Source organism: Micromonospora sp. NPDC051196, assembly GCF_040682415.1.
Lineage (GTDB): Bacteria > Actinomycetota > Actinomycetes > Mycobacteriales > Micromonosporaceae > Micromonospora.
Genome location: NZ_JBFBAY010000027.1, coordinates 23,498 through 38,530, shown reverse-complemented (window position 1 = coordinate 38,530; position 15,033 = coordinate 23,498). Strand labels below are relative to the sequence as shown.

Below are 15,033 nucleotides of genomic sequence, written 5' to 3'. Positions count from 1 at the left end.
TTGGTCGATTGCTTGTCTTACCGGGAGCCTCACCTCACCCGGCTACCGGCCTCCTCCACGCCACTGACCTGCACCATCAGGTTGGAAACGGCTCTGTCTTACCTGGAGCCTCGCCCTGATCGATCAGCGGGCTACGCACACCGTCCCTGACCTGCAAGATCAGGTTGGAAAAGGCTCAATGTCGTTCATGAAGCCGTTGTTGCATGGGCCGCAGACCGCCTTGACGGTCATGGAGTTGAAGGTTTCCACCATCTCCCGGTGGTACGGACCGTCGATCGCGTGTTCAGGGTGAAGGAGCAGGGTCGCCTGGTCTTGGCCCCGGTATCGCGCTTGTTCAGGCAGTACGTCGCTTAGCCACCGGGTATCGCATGCTCCCTGGTCAAGCCGGTGTCGCCGCAGAACGCGCATCGTCGTGCGGACTGCGATTTCAACGCCCTTGGACTACCTGCGGTGCGGGTTTACTGTTGTTGATCCAATCAGCGCCATTGAGGTGGATCTGGTCCTCGTCAGACGGTGGACGCCCGTCGCCACAGGTGATCTTTGCGTCACGGTCAACCATTACGTCGACGGTCTCCGAGCTGTAAATATCGCGCTTGAGGAAGGTGAAGTACGTTTTCTGGTGCAGCACGACCGGCTTCGGACGACCAACCCAAGGACCCCACCGCGCGGTGAATTGATACTTTTTGCCGGGCTCGCGGGGTTCGACCTTTGCCCACACCATGCCGAGGCCAAGACCGTGGACGCCGAACTCGCAGTGCGCGCTGCGGACTCCGGTCTCCTCGATCTGCATAGCGGTCATTGCTAACAGCGACCCGAAGACCGCAGCGAGGGCGGTGGCCCGCCGAAACCCGTGCGGGCGCTGATGCTGCTGCCACCACCGCAGGCAGAGGAAGATTAGCCAGATCAGTGCAGCGGAAGAGCAGAGCAAGAGCAGCATTTCAAAAGCGCTGTTGACTTCGTATGGCAGCGCGGGCTTGAACAGCATGACCACGACCGCCAGCACCACGCCAGCGACACCCAGCATGGTGCCCAATTTGTCGCGATCGCCAGGGGACTGACCGCCCTCAGCAGGTAGAGTCATCGTGTCTCCCGAGGTATGTCCCGACTCAGCAGTACGGGACGTCATCGTCGAAGTACGGCGTGCCGCGCAGGCCACCGGAAGTGTCTCCGTTGTTGGAGAAGGCATCCGCGCTCGCCCAGTACGTGTTGTCCGACGGGCTCGACGCAATTAGATACCAGGCAGAATTACCGTTGGCGACTGGGAAGCCATCGACGCGGCAGGCAACCCCCACGGTTGTGCCAGCCGGGATCACCGGCCCTGGCGTGCCACCCGCGTTCGCTGGGTTCGTCCAGGTGTGGGTGCCGGTGCCGGTGGTCTGCGGGAAGATGGTCTTTGACGCCGGCGGGCTGTCGTCTGCCGACTCGGCGAACGTCTGATCGAGAGGTTCACTCCAGTCGCTGGCGAGGCGGACGGCAAGCCACATCGCCTCAGCTTCCTTGAAGCAGACCTGCAGGTTTGCGTACTGCAGCCAATCACTGAAGCGGTAGTTGCAGATATCCTTCATTTCGGCTTGCATTCGGTCGTCAATCCATCGGCGAGTGCCCTCGTCGCGCCCAAGCGTCAGACCCTTGCCGAAATTGCGATAGCCGAAGTCATGCTGCTGACAGGCCGGGTGGAACAGGTTGCGCAAGCTTTCCGGGACTGGCCCGCTGCAGCTGTCGGTATCCCAGTCGAACTGGTGGTAAGGGACCGGCTTTTCGCATTGGTCGATCGAGCCGCAGCCTGCGGCGAGAAAGTCCGCCTTACGCTCGGCGAACTGCCAATTGCCCAGCATCATGGTTTCCTCGGCGTACCGCACCTGTTCAGCGCTGACGGCTTGGGCCGGTGAGGCGACTGCCATGACTCCGGCCAGCGCACCGGCCGCGATCAGAGCGGCCAAGTACCGGCGTAGCGCTACGCGGGCGTTGTCGAACGGATCGCGGCGGCCGCGAGCACCGACTTGCTGAGACCTGTCCTTCATCGGATCCCTTCCCTCTTCGCCGTCCTAACGCGGCGCCGTCAGGCCGGATACGGTCCAGCAACAAAAGGACTCACAAAAGGGACATAGGTAGCAATTTAGTTAGTAAGGCTGACTTTGGTACAAGAGATGGCGTTCGACGCCGGTGCTGCTGATCAGCAGCCACAGCGCACACGTACCTAGACAGGCAACGTTTCATGAGTCACGGCTACGCCACAAGGCGCTTCGGCGGAGCATGCGTTCTCCGGACAGATGTGGGCTGCCGGCCAGCGCCCTTCTTGACCGTCACCCACCAGCTACCGCGGCGGGTGATGTCGGCCGAGGAACATGCCTGGCAGTTGCCCGGTGTGCTCGCCCCGACGGTGCTGTTGTCCGCTCAGGACGGCCACGGTGAGACCTGTGGTGTGGTGTGGCGCCGGCGGCTCGGCACCATGACGGTCACCTTGCGCTGCGCCGCCCAGTCCACCTGGCTCGCCGATTCGGAAGCGGCAACCGCGTGGGTGTCGAACTGGGGTGGTTGGCTGGCGGGCCTCGGCCACGTGCCGATCGTGCGCTGGGTCGCGATCACCGTCGATACCGCGCGGTGGGTGCAACCGTTCCCGATTCCATCCAGGCGGTCAAGGCATCCAGTACGTCGTGGACGTCACCGATGCCCATCTTGTATTGCACCGCCTTGCCGCCCTGATCGGCGAATGCGGCGCAGTTGTCAGCGCGGTCGTCGATCAGTGCAGCGTCCGCGAAGGTAAGGCCGTGTTCCGCGAGCCAGGGGCCGAAGAAGCGTTGGGGGTCTTCGGCCTTTAATGCTGCGACTTCGCTGGAGCAGATGATGTCGTCGAGTATGATCGCCCAGTCCGTCAGTGTCTCGGACTGGGGGGTAGGGCGACGCCTCTTGGCCCGCGCTCGGTCGAACGTCTGCAGAAAGCAGTCCATATTGTCAGTTGCCAAGACAACCAGGACATGTGATTTGATTTTACGGAGGGCTTCGAATAACTCGGCGTTGACTCGCATCTTTGCGCAGTCGACGTATAGTCGTCGCGTGAGGAAGTCCTCGCGGAATCGGCCATCAAGCTCGATATCCATAGAATTGATGATCTCTTCCGAGGAAAGTAGTCCTTTCATCCACTCGTTGGCCTTGCTCTTGAATACCTCGGCTAGGTTCGCTTCGAGTTGCGCCTTCAGTGGATGAGTGGCGCTCTCGCGTATTGACATCCAGAAGGGGTCGCGTGACAGGACGCTGTGCCAGTCCACGAAGACGACCTTGCCGGCTAGCGGCACCTGTATCACGCGGGCGGCCCTCCTAGTTCGCAGCGGCTGTCGTCAGTAGGCCCCGGACCTGGGCTTGGGCGAGTTCGACCAGCTCGCTGGGGTCGAGCGTCGCGTCAAGCCACATGATCTTCTGATCTCCGGTCATCTCGGTGTAGTACGACCGAATCCCTGCGTTGAACTGCGCGTCGATGAAGATGCTGTCGTCGGGGAACTTCCCCCGGTTGCGCTCGTGCACCGTCGCCTGCGGCACGTCTAGGTATAGTACGAGATCGGGCCAGGATGGAAGGCGTGCCTCGGCCACGGCGCGCTGGGCGGGACCGAAGCATTGCAGCCCGGTGACCTGTTCGATGGCGTGGCGATGTGCGAGGAAGGTGTTCGGCCCCCGGTCTAGCAAGATCAGGTTGCTCTCGGCGTGCAACGCCGCCTCGGTTCGCGCCCGCTCGATGTGGATCAGCTCCTTGAGCCCGGCGGCGTCTTCGTCGAGGGTTCGGGGTACGGGGTTGGGAAGAAATCGGCCACCGCCAACAAAGTCGGCATAGCACCTCACGTGTGCGATGGTCAGCTGCGACAGCGCCTTCAGCAACCCTCGGCTGAGGGTGGTCTTGCCAGCGCAGCATGGGCCCTCGACGGCAACGATCACAGTTTGTGAGTTCATGGTCTACCGGCGCTCGGTTTTCCCGATGCCGGAGCCTCCTTTCACAAGGTTGGTGGCGCCGATGAGTCCGCCGATGCCGAACAGCACGGTGGCGAGGGGGCAGGTCAGGACACGGATCACGCGCCGCCGTAGGTTGTCTGGCGCGCCGAGGGTGCGGTCGGTGGCCACGAGTTGGGCGAGGTAGATCACGGTGACCGCGGCAGCCACGAGTTGGAGGGGCCCGGAGGCGAGGCACAGCATGGCGAGGATTGCCGGGGCCGTGATGGCGCAGCCGAGCCATTCGCCGGCCGAGCCGAGTGCGGAGGCTGCTTGAAGCTGTGCGCGTGTGCCGGGTTTGGTCGACGGTTGGCGGAGGTAGCGCAGGGCGCGGGACGGTCCGAAGAACCAGCGCGACGCCTGTTCGACCTGGGCTGTGATGGTGTCGGGGACGGCAGCGTGGTCGAGGCTGGCGACTGGCACCATCTCGGTGTTGTGCGACCCCAGGTGGAAGCTGTACTGCATGTCCTCCATGGGCGAGCCGGCCGGCAGCGGGTGGTCCAGCAGGAACGACAGCCGGACGCACAGTCCGTGTCCCGTGACGTGGGCGTATACGTATGAGCAGGCTGCGCGCTTGAGCCGTCCTACGCTGCTGGATCGGTTGATCAGCCGGGGTATCTCGAATCCGAGGACGAAGCGGTTCGCACGCAGTGCGCCGCCGTCACACACCGCCCGAGTCAGGCCACGTAGCGCTCCGTCCTCGCGGCGGATGGGCGCGCGTAGCTCGAACCGTGACGACTGGTGGAAGACGTGTGCGTTGGGATTGGCGGCGATGGCGGCTTCGAAGCGGGTCAGCGCATCGAGTGGTGGTCGTGAGTCGGCGTCGTAGCAGAGAAGGTATGCGTCTGCGGGTGATTCCTCTGCGAGCAGGGTTGACGCGCAGTGGTTCGCGGCGAAGTTCACTTGATCGCCCTTGAGCCCGCCCGTGTGCGGATAGTGCAGGTGGGTGAACCTCCCGGAGGTGGCGAGTTCCTTCACCATTGTCGCGGTGTCGCCGTCTGGCGATGGCTCGGTGGTCTCCCGGGCGGTGGTGACGATGATGACGTGTGCTCGGTGCCCTTCTGTGAGGCTCACCATGTGCTTGATCGTTTCGGCGATGATGGCGGTCTCTCGCAGTACCGGGATCACGATGAACAGGGCTGGCCTTTCCCCGGCCGCATCCACCGTCGCCGGATGCGGCGCGGCAGTCAGGAATGCCGTGGACCGCACGATCGCGGTGAGGATGAACAGCTGCCGCACAAGGATCGTCAGCATCACCACCGTGGCGATCATGAGCGGCTCGGGCGTTGCCGTTTGACACCGGCTCTGCCGTCATCGCCCACGGCGAGCCGGGTCGAGGCGAGCACTTCTGCATCCGCTCCCCCGCTATGCTCGCCTGTGCCCGTGTAGCGGATCTTGCGCTGCTGCTTGACGAAGTGTGTCGGGTCGTCGATCAGCGGCTTGTCGTAGGGGCGCGCCTCGTCTGCGCCCCATCGCGTGACGTACTGCGCGTGGAAGCCGTCGCAGACTTGGCGGAGCGCGCAGTCGCCACAGGCCGGGACGTGGACGTAGTTGTGGCGCTGCTGCTGCCTGCGTGAGGCGTCGAGGTACCACGCCGGATCTGGCTCGCCTTCGTGTCCGGTGTCGTACCAGGAGTTGTAGTCCCATTCGTGCGGGTCGTAGGGCAGTTGATAGCCGGTGTAGACGTGTGCTTCGTGGCCGGGTAGCTGGCAGGGTGGCATGTATCGGACGTTCGCCTCCACGCCGAGCGCGGTGCATCGGTCGATCGCGCGGGCCAGATGAGGGGCGATCTCGGAGTGCCGCGCCTGGAATGGGATCTCCGGGTCGGCGGTCCACTCGAAGTAGGGGTTGAAGGTCAGGAAGTTGACAACACGGGCGCCCGTCTGGCCGGCCAGCTCCGCGATGGCCTCCAGCTCAGTCAGGTTGTCTTTGATCATTGTGACGTTGAAACGGAACGGGATCCCCAGCTCGCGCAGGTTGTTCAGTGCCGCGATCTGCTTGGCGTAGTTGTCTCGGCCACGGCCGTGGATCTCCCGTACGGTGTCGCCGATGCCGTGGATCGAGACGAGGAAGTCGTGGATGCCGGCGTCGGCGAAGGCGCGTGCGTGGTCCATGTCGGCCAGGTGCATGCCGTGGGTGATCATCGTCGGGCGCAGGCCGATGTCGGCCGCGTGGCGGACGATCTCCAGCGCGTTGGGGTGCAGGGTCGGTTCGCCGCCCATGAAGTCGACAAATTCGTTGTGGTAGAAGTAGCGGAATTTGTCGATGGCGGCCCGCGCCTCGGTGGGTGGCATCCATGCCTTCGCGTTCAGGGAGACCTTTTCGTCGTAGCAGAACTTGCACCGGACGTCGCAGGTGAGCCCGAGCCACAGCACACCTCGGCGGGTGATCTGCCGTTGCGTGGTCCAGTCGGTCGCCGGCGGTGCTGACCTCATGAGCTGTCTCCTCGTCTGTCGTCAGATTCGTTGTCCGCTTACAGGTAGAGCTGTCGGAATCGGATGGCCCCTTCGACCTCGCCCGTGAGCACTCCGGCGGCCTCGATGAGTTGGAGGATCATCCGCGAGGCGGGGCCGACGTCCCCGTGCACGAGTCGTACCGCCGCGCGAGGGCTGTCGAGGATCGCTTGCGCGGCACGCCGGAATGGGTATGGGTCGAACACGACCCGCTTGCCGGAGTGCTGCTTGTACTTGGCGAACAGGAGCACCTGGTAGATGGCGTAGAACCGGAACCGGCGGAAGTGCGCCCGCACCGTGGGTCGGTCCTCGTGCCACACCACCGCGTCGGGCACGATCGCGGTGGTGCTGCCCGTGAGGCCGAGCTTGTAGCAGATATCCACGTCGTTGCCCGAGCGGAGGTCTTCGTCGAACCCGCCGACCTCGCGCAGGCGGGCGGTCACGAAGCCCGCGTTGGCCCCCGCCACGTACGGCAGGTGCAGCGCCGGAAGGTAGTTGAGCCTGTCTTGGCCGTTGACGATCGTTATCGCGTGCCGCTGTGTCCAGGTCTTCGGCGCGTACGGGCGGATCACGCCACCGATGACCGACGCCGGCCCTTCCTCTAGTGCCGCCGTCATGCGCTCGACCCACGGCGGATCGGCCACACAGTCCGCGTCGGTGAGCAGCAGGTACCGGCCACGTGCCACGGCCAGACCGGCGTTCCTCGCCGCCGCTGAGTTGGCATCCGGAAGATGCAGGTACCGGATCACGTCGCTGGCGTCGGCCAGGTCACCGAATCGCTGGCTGCCGTTCTCTACGACGATGACCTCGTAGCGGTCGCGCGGCAGGGTCTGGTGCCGCAAGCTGTCGACGAGCCGGTAGATCCGCTCGTCGTCCTTGACCGGTACCACCACGGTGGCGAGGGGGTCCTCGGTCATGGGCGGAACTGCCGGCACATGTTGGGGACGAGGCCGAGGGTCATGTTCCGCGGTGACGAGCACCGCTGGCAGAACGGGATGCGCTTTTCACGGAACTGCTCGAAAGCCTCGCCGCTCCACACCTCGGCCAATGGCGTGTCCATGACGTTGCCGACGATGCCGACGTGCGAGATCTCCACGAGGCAGCAGGGCAGCGCGGAGCCGTCGGGCTCGATGAGGGTGTAGAAGTCCGGGAGCCGGCAGGCCGCCTTGACCGATGCCGTGTCCGGCCAGTAGATGCCCTGGGCGTAGTTCTCGTCCGGATTCTCCCGAGAGAAGAAGGTGCCCATCACGTACTCGGCGTTGGCCTGGACGATCTCCGGTACGTCCTTGGCACGTAGCACCGCATGGATCGCGGGTACGACCTGGTCGCGGAACTCGTTGATCTCCGGCACGGTCAGCAGCGATGCGCCGGTGTTGTCGCCGTATACGTTCATGAAATGGATCGATGCGATACCTGTGTCCACGCAGTGGGCGACCAGTTCGGGGATCTCCCGGAAATTGTGCCGGGTGATGACGCACATGTAGTTCATGCGGAATTCCGGGGCGTCCGAGCCTGCCTCACGCACCACTTCGATAGCCTTCATGATCGCGGGCAGCGCGTTGCGGACGCCACGAAGCTTTTCGTACCTCACGGGGTCCAGGGTGTCCACGGAGAAGTTCCACGCGCCGAGCCCGGCATCGATGATCTCCCGGGCTTTGTCCACCGTGACACCGGTGCCGACCGAGTTCATGAGAACAAATACGCCGGGATGCCTCTTCGCTGCTTTGATCACGTCGATGAGGTGGGGGTACAGCAGCGGGTCGCCGCCGCTGAGCTGTAGCTCTTCCATCCCCAGGGCGGCAGCCTCGTCAATCGTGCGTAATGCCATGTCCAGGGGCATGTGCCCTGGGTTGGGCATACGGACGCCGGCCTGACGAGGTACGATCTTGAGAGCTTGCTTTCGCTCTGCGACCATCCCTGTGTAGAAATCCTGCCGAAGGTCGCAGTACGGGCATTTGTGGTAGCAGTAGACGGTGGGTTTCAGCACGAACTGCTTGAGCTGGCGAGCATGTGTCTGCATCGAGAACATCTCCCGTCGCTGGCGCTGGCATCGACCCTTGCATCTATGTACGGCCAATCGTGACCACTGTTCCGGTGGTCTCGACGGCTCGATCAGCGGCGGATCGCGCATCAGTCATCTATGCCACTCGCTACTCCCGTCGGCTCGGATTGGTCAAACACCTTTCCGACTCCGAACAAACGGCCAGCATCGGCGTTGCAGCCCTGTTCCGCCCGTCCTGGCCCGGTGGCCGGCGGCAGAAGGACGGGGGATGCCCGCTGCCGCCGGCCCGGGGTACCGGCTGCTGGACGTTGCCGCGTCCTGCGGCCGGTCGAGTAGCCGCCGCACGGCGACTACCGGGTGTGGACTGCTGAGAGCTACCGGGTTTCCCAGCCGCCCGGGTTTAGGCGGTTAGCCAGGGGTCGGGCGTAGGTAGACGGCCGATGTAGAGCGAAAGTCGCCGCCAGGGTTGGCCGGGCCGTCAGGAAGCGGCTGCGATCTCGTGGGTGCCGATCCGCAGTACGAGTTGGGCCGCTTCGTCGATGACGGCCTTCTGGTGGGGCTGGAGAGGTTCGGTTGCGTAGTCGGCGACGACGGCGGCCAAGGGATCGGTGACGCGGGTCGTGGTGCCGGCGAGTTCTTCGAGGAACGCCAGAGCGCAGTACGGGACGTAGAAGGGGCTGTAGCCGCCTTCGTGGGCGGCGACGAGCCGGCCGTGGCAGAGCCGATCGGCCGCGTCGGTGAGCATGCGGGTCATCGCACGGTAGGAGTCGGCGGTGAGCATCTGCCTCGCCATGGGGTCGAAGACGTTGGCGTCGAAGCCGTTGGCGAGCAGGATCAGGTCGGGTGCGAAACGTTCGAGGGCGGGAAGGACGATCTCGGTCATCGCGTGCAGGTAGCCGGCGTGACCGGTGCCGGGTGGTAGCGGCACGTTGATGGTGTAACCGGTGCCGTCGCCTGCGCCGTTCTCGCGGATCCAGCCGGAGTCGGGTGGGAAACACCCCGCCTGGTGCAGGGAGATGGTGAGCACGTTCGGGTCTGTGTAGAAGATGGACTGGGTGCCGTTGCCGTGGTGGGCGTCCCAGTCCACGATCGCGATCCTCGGCAAGCCGAGTTCCGCCTGCGCGTGCCGGGCGGCGACCGCGATGTTGTTGAACAGGCAGAAGCCCATTCCGAGGTCGGCGGTGGCGTGGTGTCCGGGCGGGCGGGTCAGCGCGTACCCATTGGTGACCGCACCGCGTGCTACGGCGGTAACGAGTTCGATCAGCCCGCCGGCCGCGAGGCGGGCGATCTCGTAGCTGCCGGGGCCCACTGGCGAGAAGCCGTCCCCGGCGTCGCCTCCCCTACGCAGGTCGCTCTGGGTCTTGATGTGTTGGATGTGGCCGCCGGTGTGGACGCGCAGGAGTTCCGCCATGGTGGCCCGGCGGGGCTCGATGACCGTCAGTTCGGCGAGGAGTCCGGAAGCGTGGATCAGTTCGTGGGCGCGTCGTTTGGCCTCGGGATTCTCGATGTGCACGGCGGGCTGTATGCCTGCGGGTGGGTTGGCGGGCATCAGACCCGCGCTGGTGCCGGTGTCGTGCCACAGGTACTCGGGGTGGAAGACGTAGCCGGTCGTCATGGACGAATCGCCTCCGCGAGTGGGTCGGCCTTGCTGGGGCTCGGACAGTTAGGGAGGTGCGGGTGAGCGCTTCAGGTGACGTGGTTGGGGGGTGGTTGGTTGTCGGTGGTGGTGTGGCCGCGGTGGAGGATGAGTACGGCTGACATGAGTCCGGGTCGGCCTTGGGTGATGGTTTCCTGGGCGGCGAGCAGCTCGCCGGTGGTGGGGTTGAAGGTCAGCGTGCAGGTGCTGTGGTCGGCGGTGACGGTGAAGGTCAGGCCGGTACGTCCGGCGGGGTCGCGGTTTTCGCCTTCGTAGCGGATGCCGGGGATGGTGGCGAGGATGCGCAGGGTCGCAGCCCGGTCTTGCTGGGTGAGGTATTGGTGCGTGGCGAGGGCGACGATGCCGTTGGCGAGCAGGCGGGGGTAGGCGGTTTCGTGGGCGAGGGCGGGTGGTGCGAGCGCGGCGGCGAGCACGGTGGGGTCGGTGGGTAGCGGTTCCGGTAGGTACGGAGCGAGGCCCTGTGAGTGCCGGGTCTGATGGGCGGGTGCGTCGGCGAATGCGTTGACGTCGGTGGGGGTGGGTTGATGGCGTAGTCCGGGCAGGTCGGGTAGTCGGCGGGTGATCTCCCGGCCGGAGCCGGTTTTCTGGTGTCGCCATTGGCGTAGGTCGAGGCGTCTGATGTGGTTGGTGGCGCGGGCCCAGGATTGGGTGTGCAGGTAGGTGTAGGGAAGGTCGGTGGTGTGGTCGCCGGGTGCGGCGGTGATCGTGGCGGCGAGGGTGGTCAGCCGCTGCGGGGCGGTGAGGCCAGGGGCGGTAGCCGTACCGGGGGTGGGCGTGGCGGGTGCGGGCGTGGCGGATGCAGGCGCTGCCGGCCCGGTGGGGCTGGGTGCTGCCGTGGTAGTGCTGCCGGGCTGGCAGCCTGTGAGCAGGGTGATGGCGAGGAAGATGCCGACCAGCCGGCGGCTGGTGGTGCGGCGGCTGGGGATGATGCCGGGGCGCAAGCTCATGGGGTGCCTTCGTCGATTGGTGAGCGGGGATGTGGGATGGGTGTGCGGGTGGCGGCGGTGATGTCGGCGGCGAGGGCGTCGATCTGCCCCTTTGTGATGCCGGGCATGCAGACGATGTGGCTGGTGCGGTCGTGGGTGGCGAGGAGCCATTTGATGCGTACGGGTTCGGGTGGGGTGGGTAGGACGACGGTGAAGGCGTGCTGGTGTCGCCAGGCGGGCCAGCCGGTGGCTCGGATCTGGTCGACGGCGTAGCCGGCGAGGCGGCGGGCTTCCGCGGCCCGCCAGCGGTGGCCTTCGCGGCCGTGGGTGGCGATGGCGTGCCAGAGCAGGGCGGCGGCCAGGCCGCAGCGGGAGCCGGTGACGGTGGTGTCGGTGGTGCCGGTGTAGGCGATGCGGGTGCGGGGTTTGCGGGCGCTGTCGCGGATGAGCACTACCCCGCAGGGGGTGGGCGTGCCGAGGAACTTGTGGCCGGAGACGGCGATGCTGCCGATGCCGCTGGTGTCGTCTAGCCGCAGTCGGCCGTCGAGGGCGAGCGGGATACCGGCCAGGGCGGCGTCGACATGCAGATGCCCGGCCATGTCGTACTCGGTGAGGATGGTGCGGATGCGGGTGGTGTCGTCCACGGCTTCGGTCATGGTGGTGCCGGCGGTGGCGACGATGATCGCCGGCCAGCGTCGTCGCCGACGCAGCTGCGCGGCCAGGTGCTCGTAGTCCATCTCCCCGTCCGGGCCGGCGTCCACGACCGCCTTGTAGGCGCCGAGCATGTCGGCGATCTTCGGGATGGAGTAGTGGGCGGCGGTGGAGTAGTAGATGCGGGCGGTGGGCCAGCGGCGGTAGGCGGTGTGGAGGGCGGACAGGTTGCCTTCGGTGCCGCCGGTGGTGACGTAGCCCCACCGGTCGTCGGCGGGCATGCCGAGCAGGTCGGCGATCCAGGCGATGACGGCTTGTTCGAGGATGCGGGTGTGGGCTACTCCCCCGGTGTCGTGGGGGTCGCCGATGTTGTTCCACAGCCGGTTGCCGAGGCGGGTGATGACGGCGGTGTGGTCGAGGTCGACGGCGCCCGGGTAGCCGATGCTCGTCGCGGCGGTGGTGTCGGCGTGCTGGACGAGGTGGTCGAGGACGGCGGTGACGTCGATGGGTGTGCGGCTGAGGTCCGCGGCGACAGCCAGGTCGAGGGTCACGTGACCGGCCTTGCGGTCAGGTAGCTGGTGAGGGTGTGGTGCAGGCCGGTGAGGTTCCGCCACACCTCGCGGGTGGTGTGGTCGCCCTGGTCGGTGAGATTGGCGTGGGGGTTGTGCCAGTGGGCGGATCGGTCGGCGTCGAGGGGTTTGCTGCTACGGACACCGTCGTAGTGCAGGGGTGCGTGGGGGTTGCGGTCGATGTGGATGGCAGTGTCGTCGGTCAGCAGCAGGTAGCAGTGGCCTTTGAGGTCGAAAACCGACCGGCGGTAGCCAGTGGCGGACGGTTCCCGCAGAGTGCGGGCGAGCTGGTACCAGCGGCCGTCGTCGGAGTCGAGGGTGCTCACGCCGACGCCGACGTAGGTAGCGTCGGGTGCGATGTGCATGTCGCCGCCGTTGACCATGGAGCGTTGCGGTCCGAGGGGATGCCACCGGTGTCCGGTGGCGCTCGCCTGGGCGATGTGGCTGGCGGCGGTCCTGGTGAGGTCGCCGAGCATGCGGGGCAGGTCGTCGGACTCGGGTGCGGACAGGAACAGCCGCCATGCGGTGTGCAGCCGATAGCCGTGCGGTTCGGTGGGTGCTAGGGAGGTGAAGAACAGCAGGACACCGTGAGGGCCGAGGGCTTCGCGAGTGCCGTACCGCTGGCCGGCTTCGGTCATGTGGCCGGCGTTGAACCGTTTGGCGCGGAACGCCACTTGGTTACGCAGATCCGCCCACCAGCGGTTTTCCAGGCGGGCCGTTTCCCCGTCCGGTTCTTCGACTGGCGCGGACGAAGGTTGCGGTGCCGGCGGAGGTAGCGGTGGGGGATGCGGTGGCCGTTGATAGCCGGCGGGTCGGGGACCGTAGGTTGCCGGTGGTGGCCCGTAGGCGGCGGGCGGGTGGACGTCGGCGGGTGGTGGCGGACGCCAGCCGGGGTGCAGCGGGTCCGGTGGACCATCGTGGCCGACGGGGTGTCTGGCGTGGGTCATCATCCTGTGGCCTTGTCAGATCGCAATGGTGATGGCGTCGGGAACGGCGTTGGCTGCCGGTACGCCGCGTCCGATGCCGGCGTAGATCTGCGGTCGGGTGTGGCGCAGGTACGCGGCCCAGGCCCCGCCGACGATTGCGGCGCCGAGGATGATCGCGGGTAGCAGCAGCGGGAACAGTGAGCCGGGTGCGGCGCCGAGTAGCGAGCCGATGTTGCCGATCATCGCGACGAGGACGATTGCTCCGGTGAACACGCCGACGACGGGGGCGATGCGCCATTCCCATGCGCGGGGTCGGTCGCCGCGGATGTGGGGTGGGGCGGCGAGGGTGGCTACCGAGGCGGCGAGTAGGAGGGACAGCAGTCCGACGGCGGCCAGGCTCGACAGCCAGGTGAACATCTGGGTGAGCGGGTCGAAGCCGGCTACCGCGAATCCGGCTACGACCAGGGCGGCGGTGGCGGTTTGGGTGAGGGAGCCGCTGCGGGGTGCGTTGATCCGGGTGCCGTGGTCGGTTCCGGCGAGGCGGGCGGGGAGGACTCCTTCGCGGGCCATGGCGAACACGTACCGTGCGATGACGCAGTGGAATGACAGTTTCGATGTGACGATCGCGAAGATCAGCACGATGCTGGCGGCGGCCACCCAGCCGTCACCGAGGCGGCCGAGGATCGTGAACGGTAGGTTGCTGTCGGGTTGGGCGGCGAGGTCGGCGATGGTGTGCGGGCCGACGGCTACTCCCATCGCCCAGGCGGTGGCGGCGTAGACGCCGCCGAGTGCGAGTGCGCCGAGAATGGTGGCGCGGCCGATGGCGCGGCGGTGGACGGCTTCTTCGACGAAGGAGCCGGGTGCGTCGATGCCGGTGAACGCTGCGACGCAGAATGCGATCGCTCCGCCGATGCCGCCGACCATCAGGCCGGAGGTGTGGAAGCCTGCCCAGGACAGGCCGTCGGCTGGTTGTGCGGTGCCTGCGATGACGAACGCGGCGACGATCAGCAGTGACACGGTCAGCACGACGGCGAGGACGCGGATCGACAGGACGATCGCTCGTACGCCCAGCACCGCTACGACGGTCACGGCGATGCCCGCCCATACCCACCAGGTGCCGCCGAGGTGGGCGGCGAGGGTGGCGCCGAGGAGGCCGTAGAGGCTGATCTGGATGGCGTTGTAGGCGACCAGGGCGACCGCGCCGCCGGCCACTCCCCAGCTGCGGCCGAGGCCGTGGGCGAGGATGCCGTAGTAGGCGGCCGGGTGGCCGATCTGGCGGGCCATGGTGGTGTATCCGACGGCGAGTATCGCCATGGTGGCTGCTACCAGCAGGAACGTCAGTGGTAGTGCGGTCACGCCGGTGGTGGCGTAGATCGCGGTGATTCCGCCGACGAGGACGACCATCGGTGCTGATGCTGCCGCACCGAACATCCACAGTGCGGCTGGTGTCAGCGTCCGGCGGGCGAGGGCCACCTGCACGTGCGCGGTCACCGCTGTTCACCCCGCTGAGGCGAGTTGGGGCATGACGGGTTGCGGCAGCCGTCGACGGGGTGCCGGTCCACGTCGGTGGTGTGGGCGGCGACGATGAACACGGCTGCCGGCCGGATCGGGCCTGAGCGCCAGTAGGTGTGGTCGCGGGTGAGGTTCCGTTCGGCGGTGTCCTTGTCGGGGGTGAAGCCGAACAGGTCGTGGGTGCCGTCGGGCCAGTCACGACGGATCGCGTATCCCCACCGGTAGTGGGGTGTGTTGCCGCCGGTCTGCGGGACGCCACCAGCGGCGCACCGGCCCTGTCGGCGCACAGCCCGCCATCCTTGGGGCCGTTTCCGCCGCAGTGGTGTGGTGGTGGGGCGGGTGATCACGGTCAGCATGAGCAG

The 15,033-nt window shown here is 66.4% G+C and carries 14 protein-coding genes and 1 pseudogene; 1 reads left to right on the top strand and 14 read right to left on the bottom strand.

Annotated features, from left to right (window positions below):
* Positions 1–427 precede the first annotated feature (427 nt).
* Both AB0M35_RS27960 and AB0M35_RS27955 read right to left on the bottom strand, forming a co-directional pair.
* Positions 428–1,081, bottom strand: coding sequence for a hypothetical protein (locus tag AB0M35_RS27960; RefSeq protein ID WP_363749093.1), 654 nt, complete (start codon positions 1,079–1,081; stop codon positions 428–430).
* 25 nt (positions 1,082–1,106) lie between these two features.
* Positions 1,107–2,021 carry a phospholipase A2 gene (locus tag AB0M35_RS27955; RefSeq protein ID WP_363749091.1) on the bottom strand — a complete coding sequence of 305 codons (915 nt, stop codon included), beginning with the start codon at positions 2,019–2,021 and terminating at the stop codon, positions 1,107–1,109.
* Positions 2,022–2,215: 194 nt separating this feature from the next.
* On the opposite strand from AB0M35_RS27955, the pseudogene AB0M35_RS27950 reads away from it, so the two are divergent.
* Positions 2,216–2,539: pseudogene (locus AB0M35_RS27950) on the top strand (SCO6880 family protein); the annotation flags it as partial.
* Between the two features lie 43 nt (positions 2,540–2,582).
* Here AB0M35_RS27950 and AB0M35_RS27945 read toward each other — a convergent pair.
* The 12 genes from AB0M35_RS27945 to AB0M35_RS27890 form a co-directional block, all read right to left on the bottom strand.
* Positions 2,583–3,266: a hypothetical protein gene (locus AB0M35_RS27945; protein WP_363749099.1), complete on the bottom strand. Its 684-nt coding sequence runs from the start codon at positions 3,264–3,266 to the stop codon at positions 2,583–2,585.
* A 49-nt stretch (positions 3,267–3,315) separates the two neighbouring features.
* Positions 3,316–3,924, bottom strand: coding sequence for a hypothetical protein (locus tag AB0M35_RS27940; RefSeq protein ID WP_363749089.1), 609 nt, complete (start codon positions 3,922–3,924; stop codon positions 3,316–3,318).
* A gap of 18 nt (positions 3,925–3,942) precedes the next feature.
* Positions 3,943–5,247, bottom strand: a complete 1,305-nt coding sequence (locus tag AB0M35_RS27935) for a glycosyltransferase family 2 protein (protein ID WP_363749087.1) — start codon at positions 5,245–5,247, stop codon at positions 3,943–3,945.
* On the bottom strand, positions 5,244–6,350 hold the full coding sequence (locus AB0M35_RS27930; protein WP_363749085.1) for a radical SAM protein: 1,107 nt from the start codon (positions 6,348–6,350) through the stop codon (positions 5,244–5,246). The genes AB0M35_RS27935 and AB0M35_RS27930 overlap by 4 nt, the downstream gene beginning before the upstream one ends.
* A 98-nt stretch (positions 6,351–6,448) precedes the next feature.
* Positions 6,449–7,345 carry a glycosyltransferase gene (locus AB0M35_RS27925; RefSeq protein ID WP_363749083.1) on the bottom strand — a complete coding sequence of 299 codons (897 nt, stop codon included), beginning with the start codon at positions 7,343–7,345 and terminating at the stop codon, positions 6,449–6,451.
* Complete coding sequence (locus tag AB0M35_RS27920; RefSeq protein ID WP_363749081.1) at positions 7,342–8,457, bottom strand: radical SAM protein; 1,116 nt, start codon at positions 8,455–8,457, stop codon at positions 7,342–7,344. The genes AB0M35_RS27925 and AB0M35_RS27920 overlap by 4 nt, the downstream gene beginning before the upstream one ends.
* A gap of 451 nt (positions 8,458–8,908) precedes the next feature.
* Complete coding sequence (locus AB0M35_RS27915) at positions 8,909–10,045, bottom strand: class II histone deacetylase (protein WP_363749079.1); 1,137 nt, start codon at positions 10,043–10,045, stop codon at positions 8,909–8,911.
* 71 nt (positions 10,046–10,116) lie between these two features.
* Positions 10,117–11,034: a hypothetical protein gene (locus AB0M35_RS27910; protein WP_363749077.1), complete on the bottom strand. Its 918-nt coding sequence runs from the start codon at positions 11,032–11,034 to the stop codon at positions 10,117–10,119.
* Positions 11,031–12,215: a histidine decarboxylase gene (locus AB0M35_RS27905; protein WP_363749075.1), complete on the bottom strand. Its 1,185-nt coding sequence runs from the start codon at positions 12,213–12,215 to the stop codon at positions 11,031–11,033. The genes AB0M35_RS27910 and AB0M35_RS27905 overlap by 4 nt, the downstream gene beginning before the upstream one ends.
* On the bottom strand, positions 12,212–12,871 hold the full coding sequence (locus tag AB0M35_RS27900; protein ID WP_363749073.1) for a hypothetical protein: 660 nt from the start codon (positions 12,869–12,871) through the stop codon (positions 12,212–12,214). Before AB0M35_RS27900 ends, AB0M35_RS27905 begins: the two co-directional genes overlap by 4 nt.
* A 324-nt stretch (positions 12,872–13,195) precedes the next feature.
* A complete protein-coding gene (locus AB0M35_RS27895; RefSeq protein ID WP_363749071.1) occupies positions 13,196–14,650 on the bottom strand; it encodes an APC family permease in 1,455 nt (484 codons plus the stop codon).
* Positions 14,647–15,027, bottom strand: coding sequence for a hypothetical protein (locus tag AB0M35_RS27890; protein ID WP_363749069.1), 381 nt, complete (start codon positions 15,025–15,027; stop codon positions 14,647–14,649). The genes AB0M35_RS27895 and AB0M35_RS27890 overlap by 4 nt, the downstream gene beginning before the upstream one ends.
* Positions 15,028–15,033 lie beyond the last annotated feature (6 nt).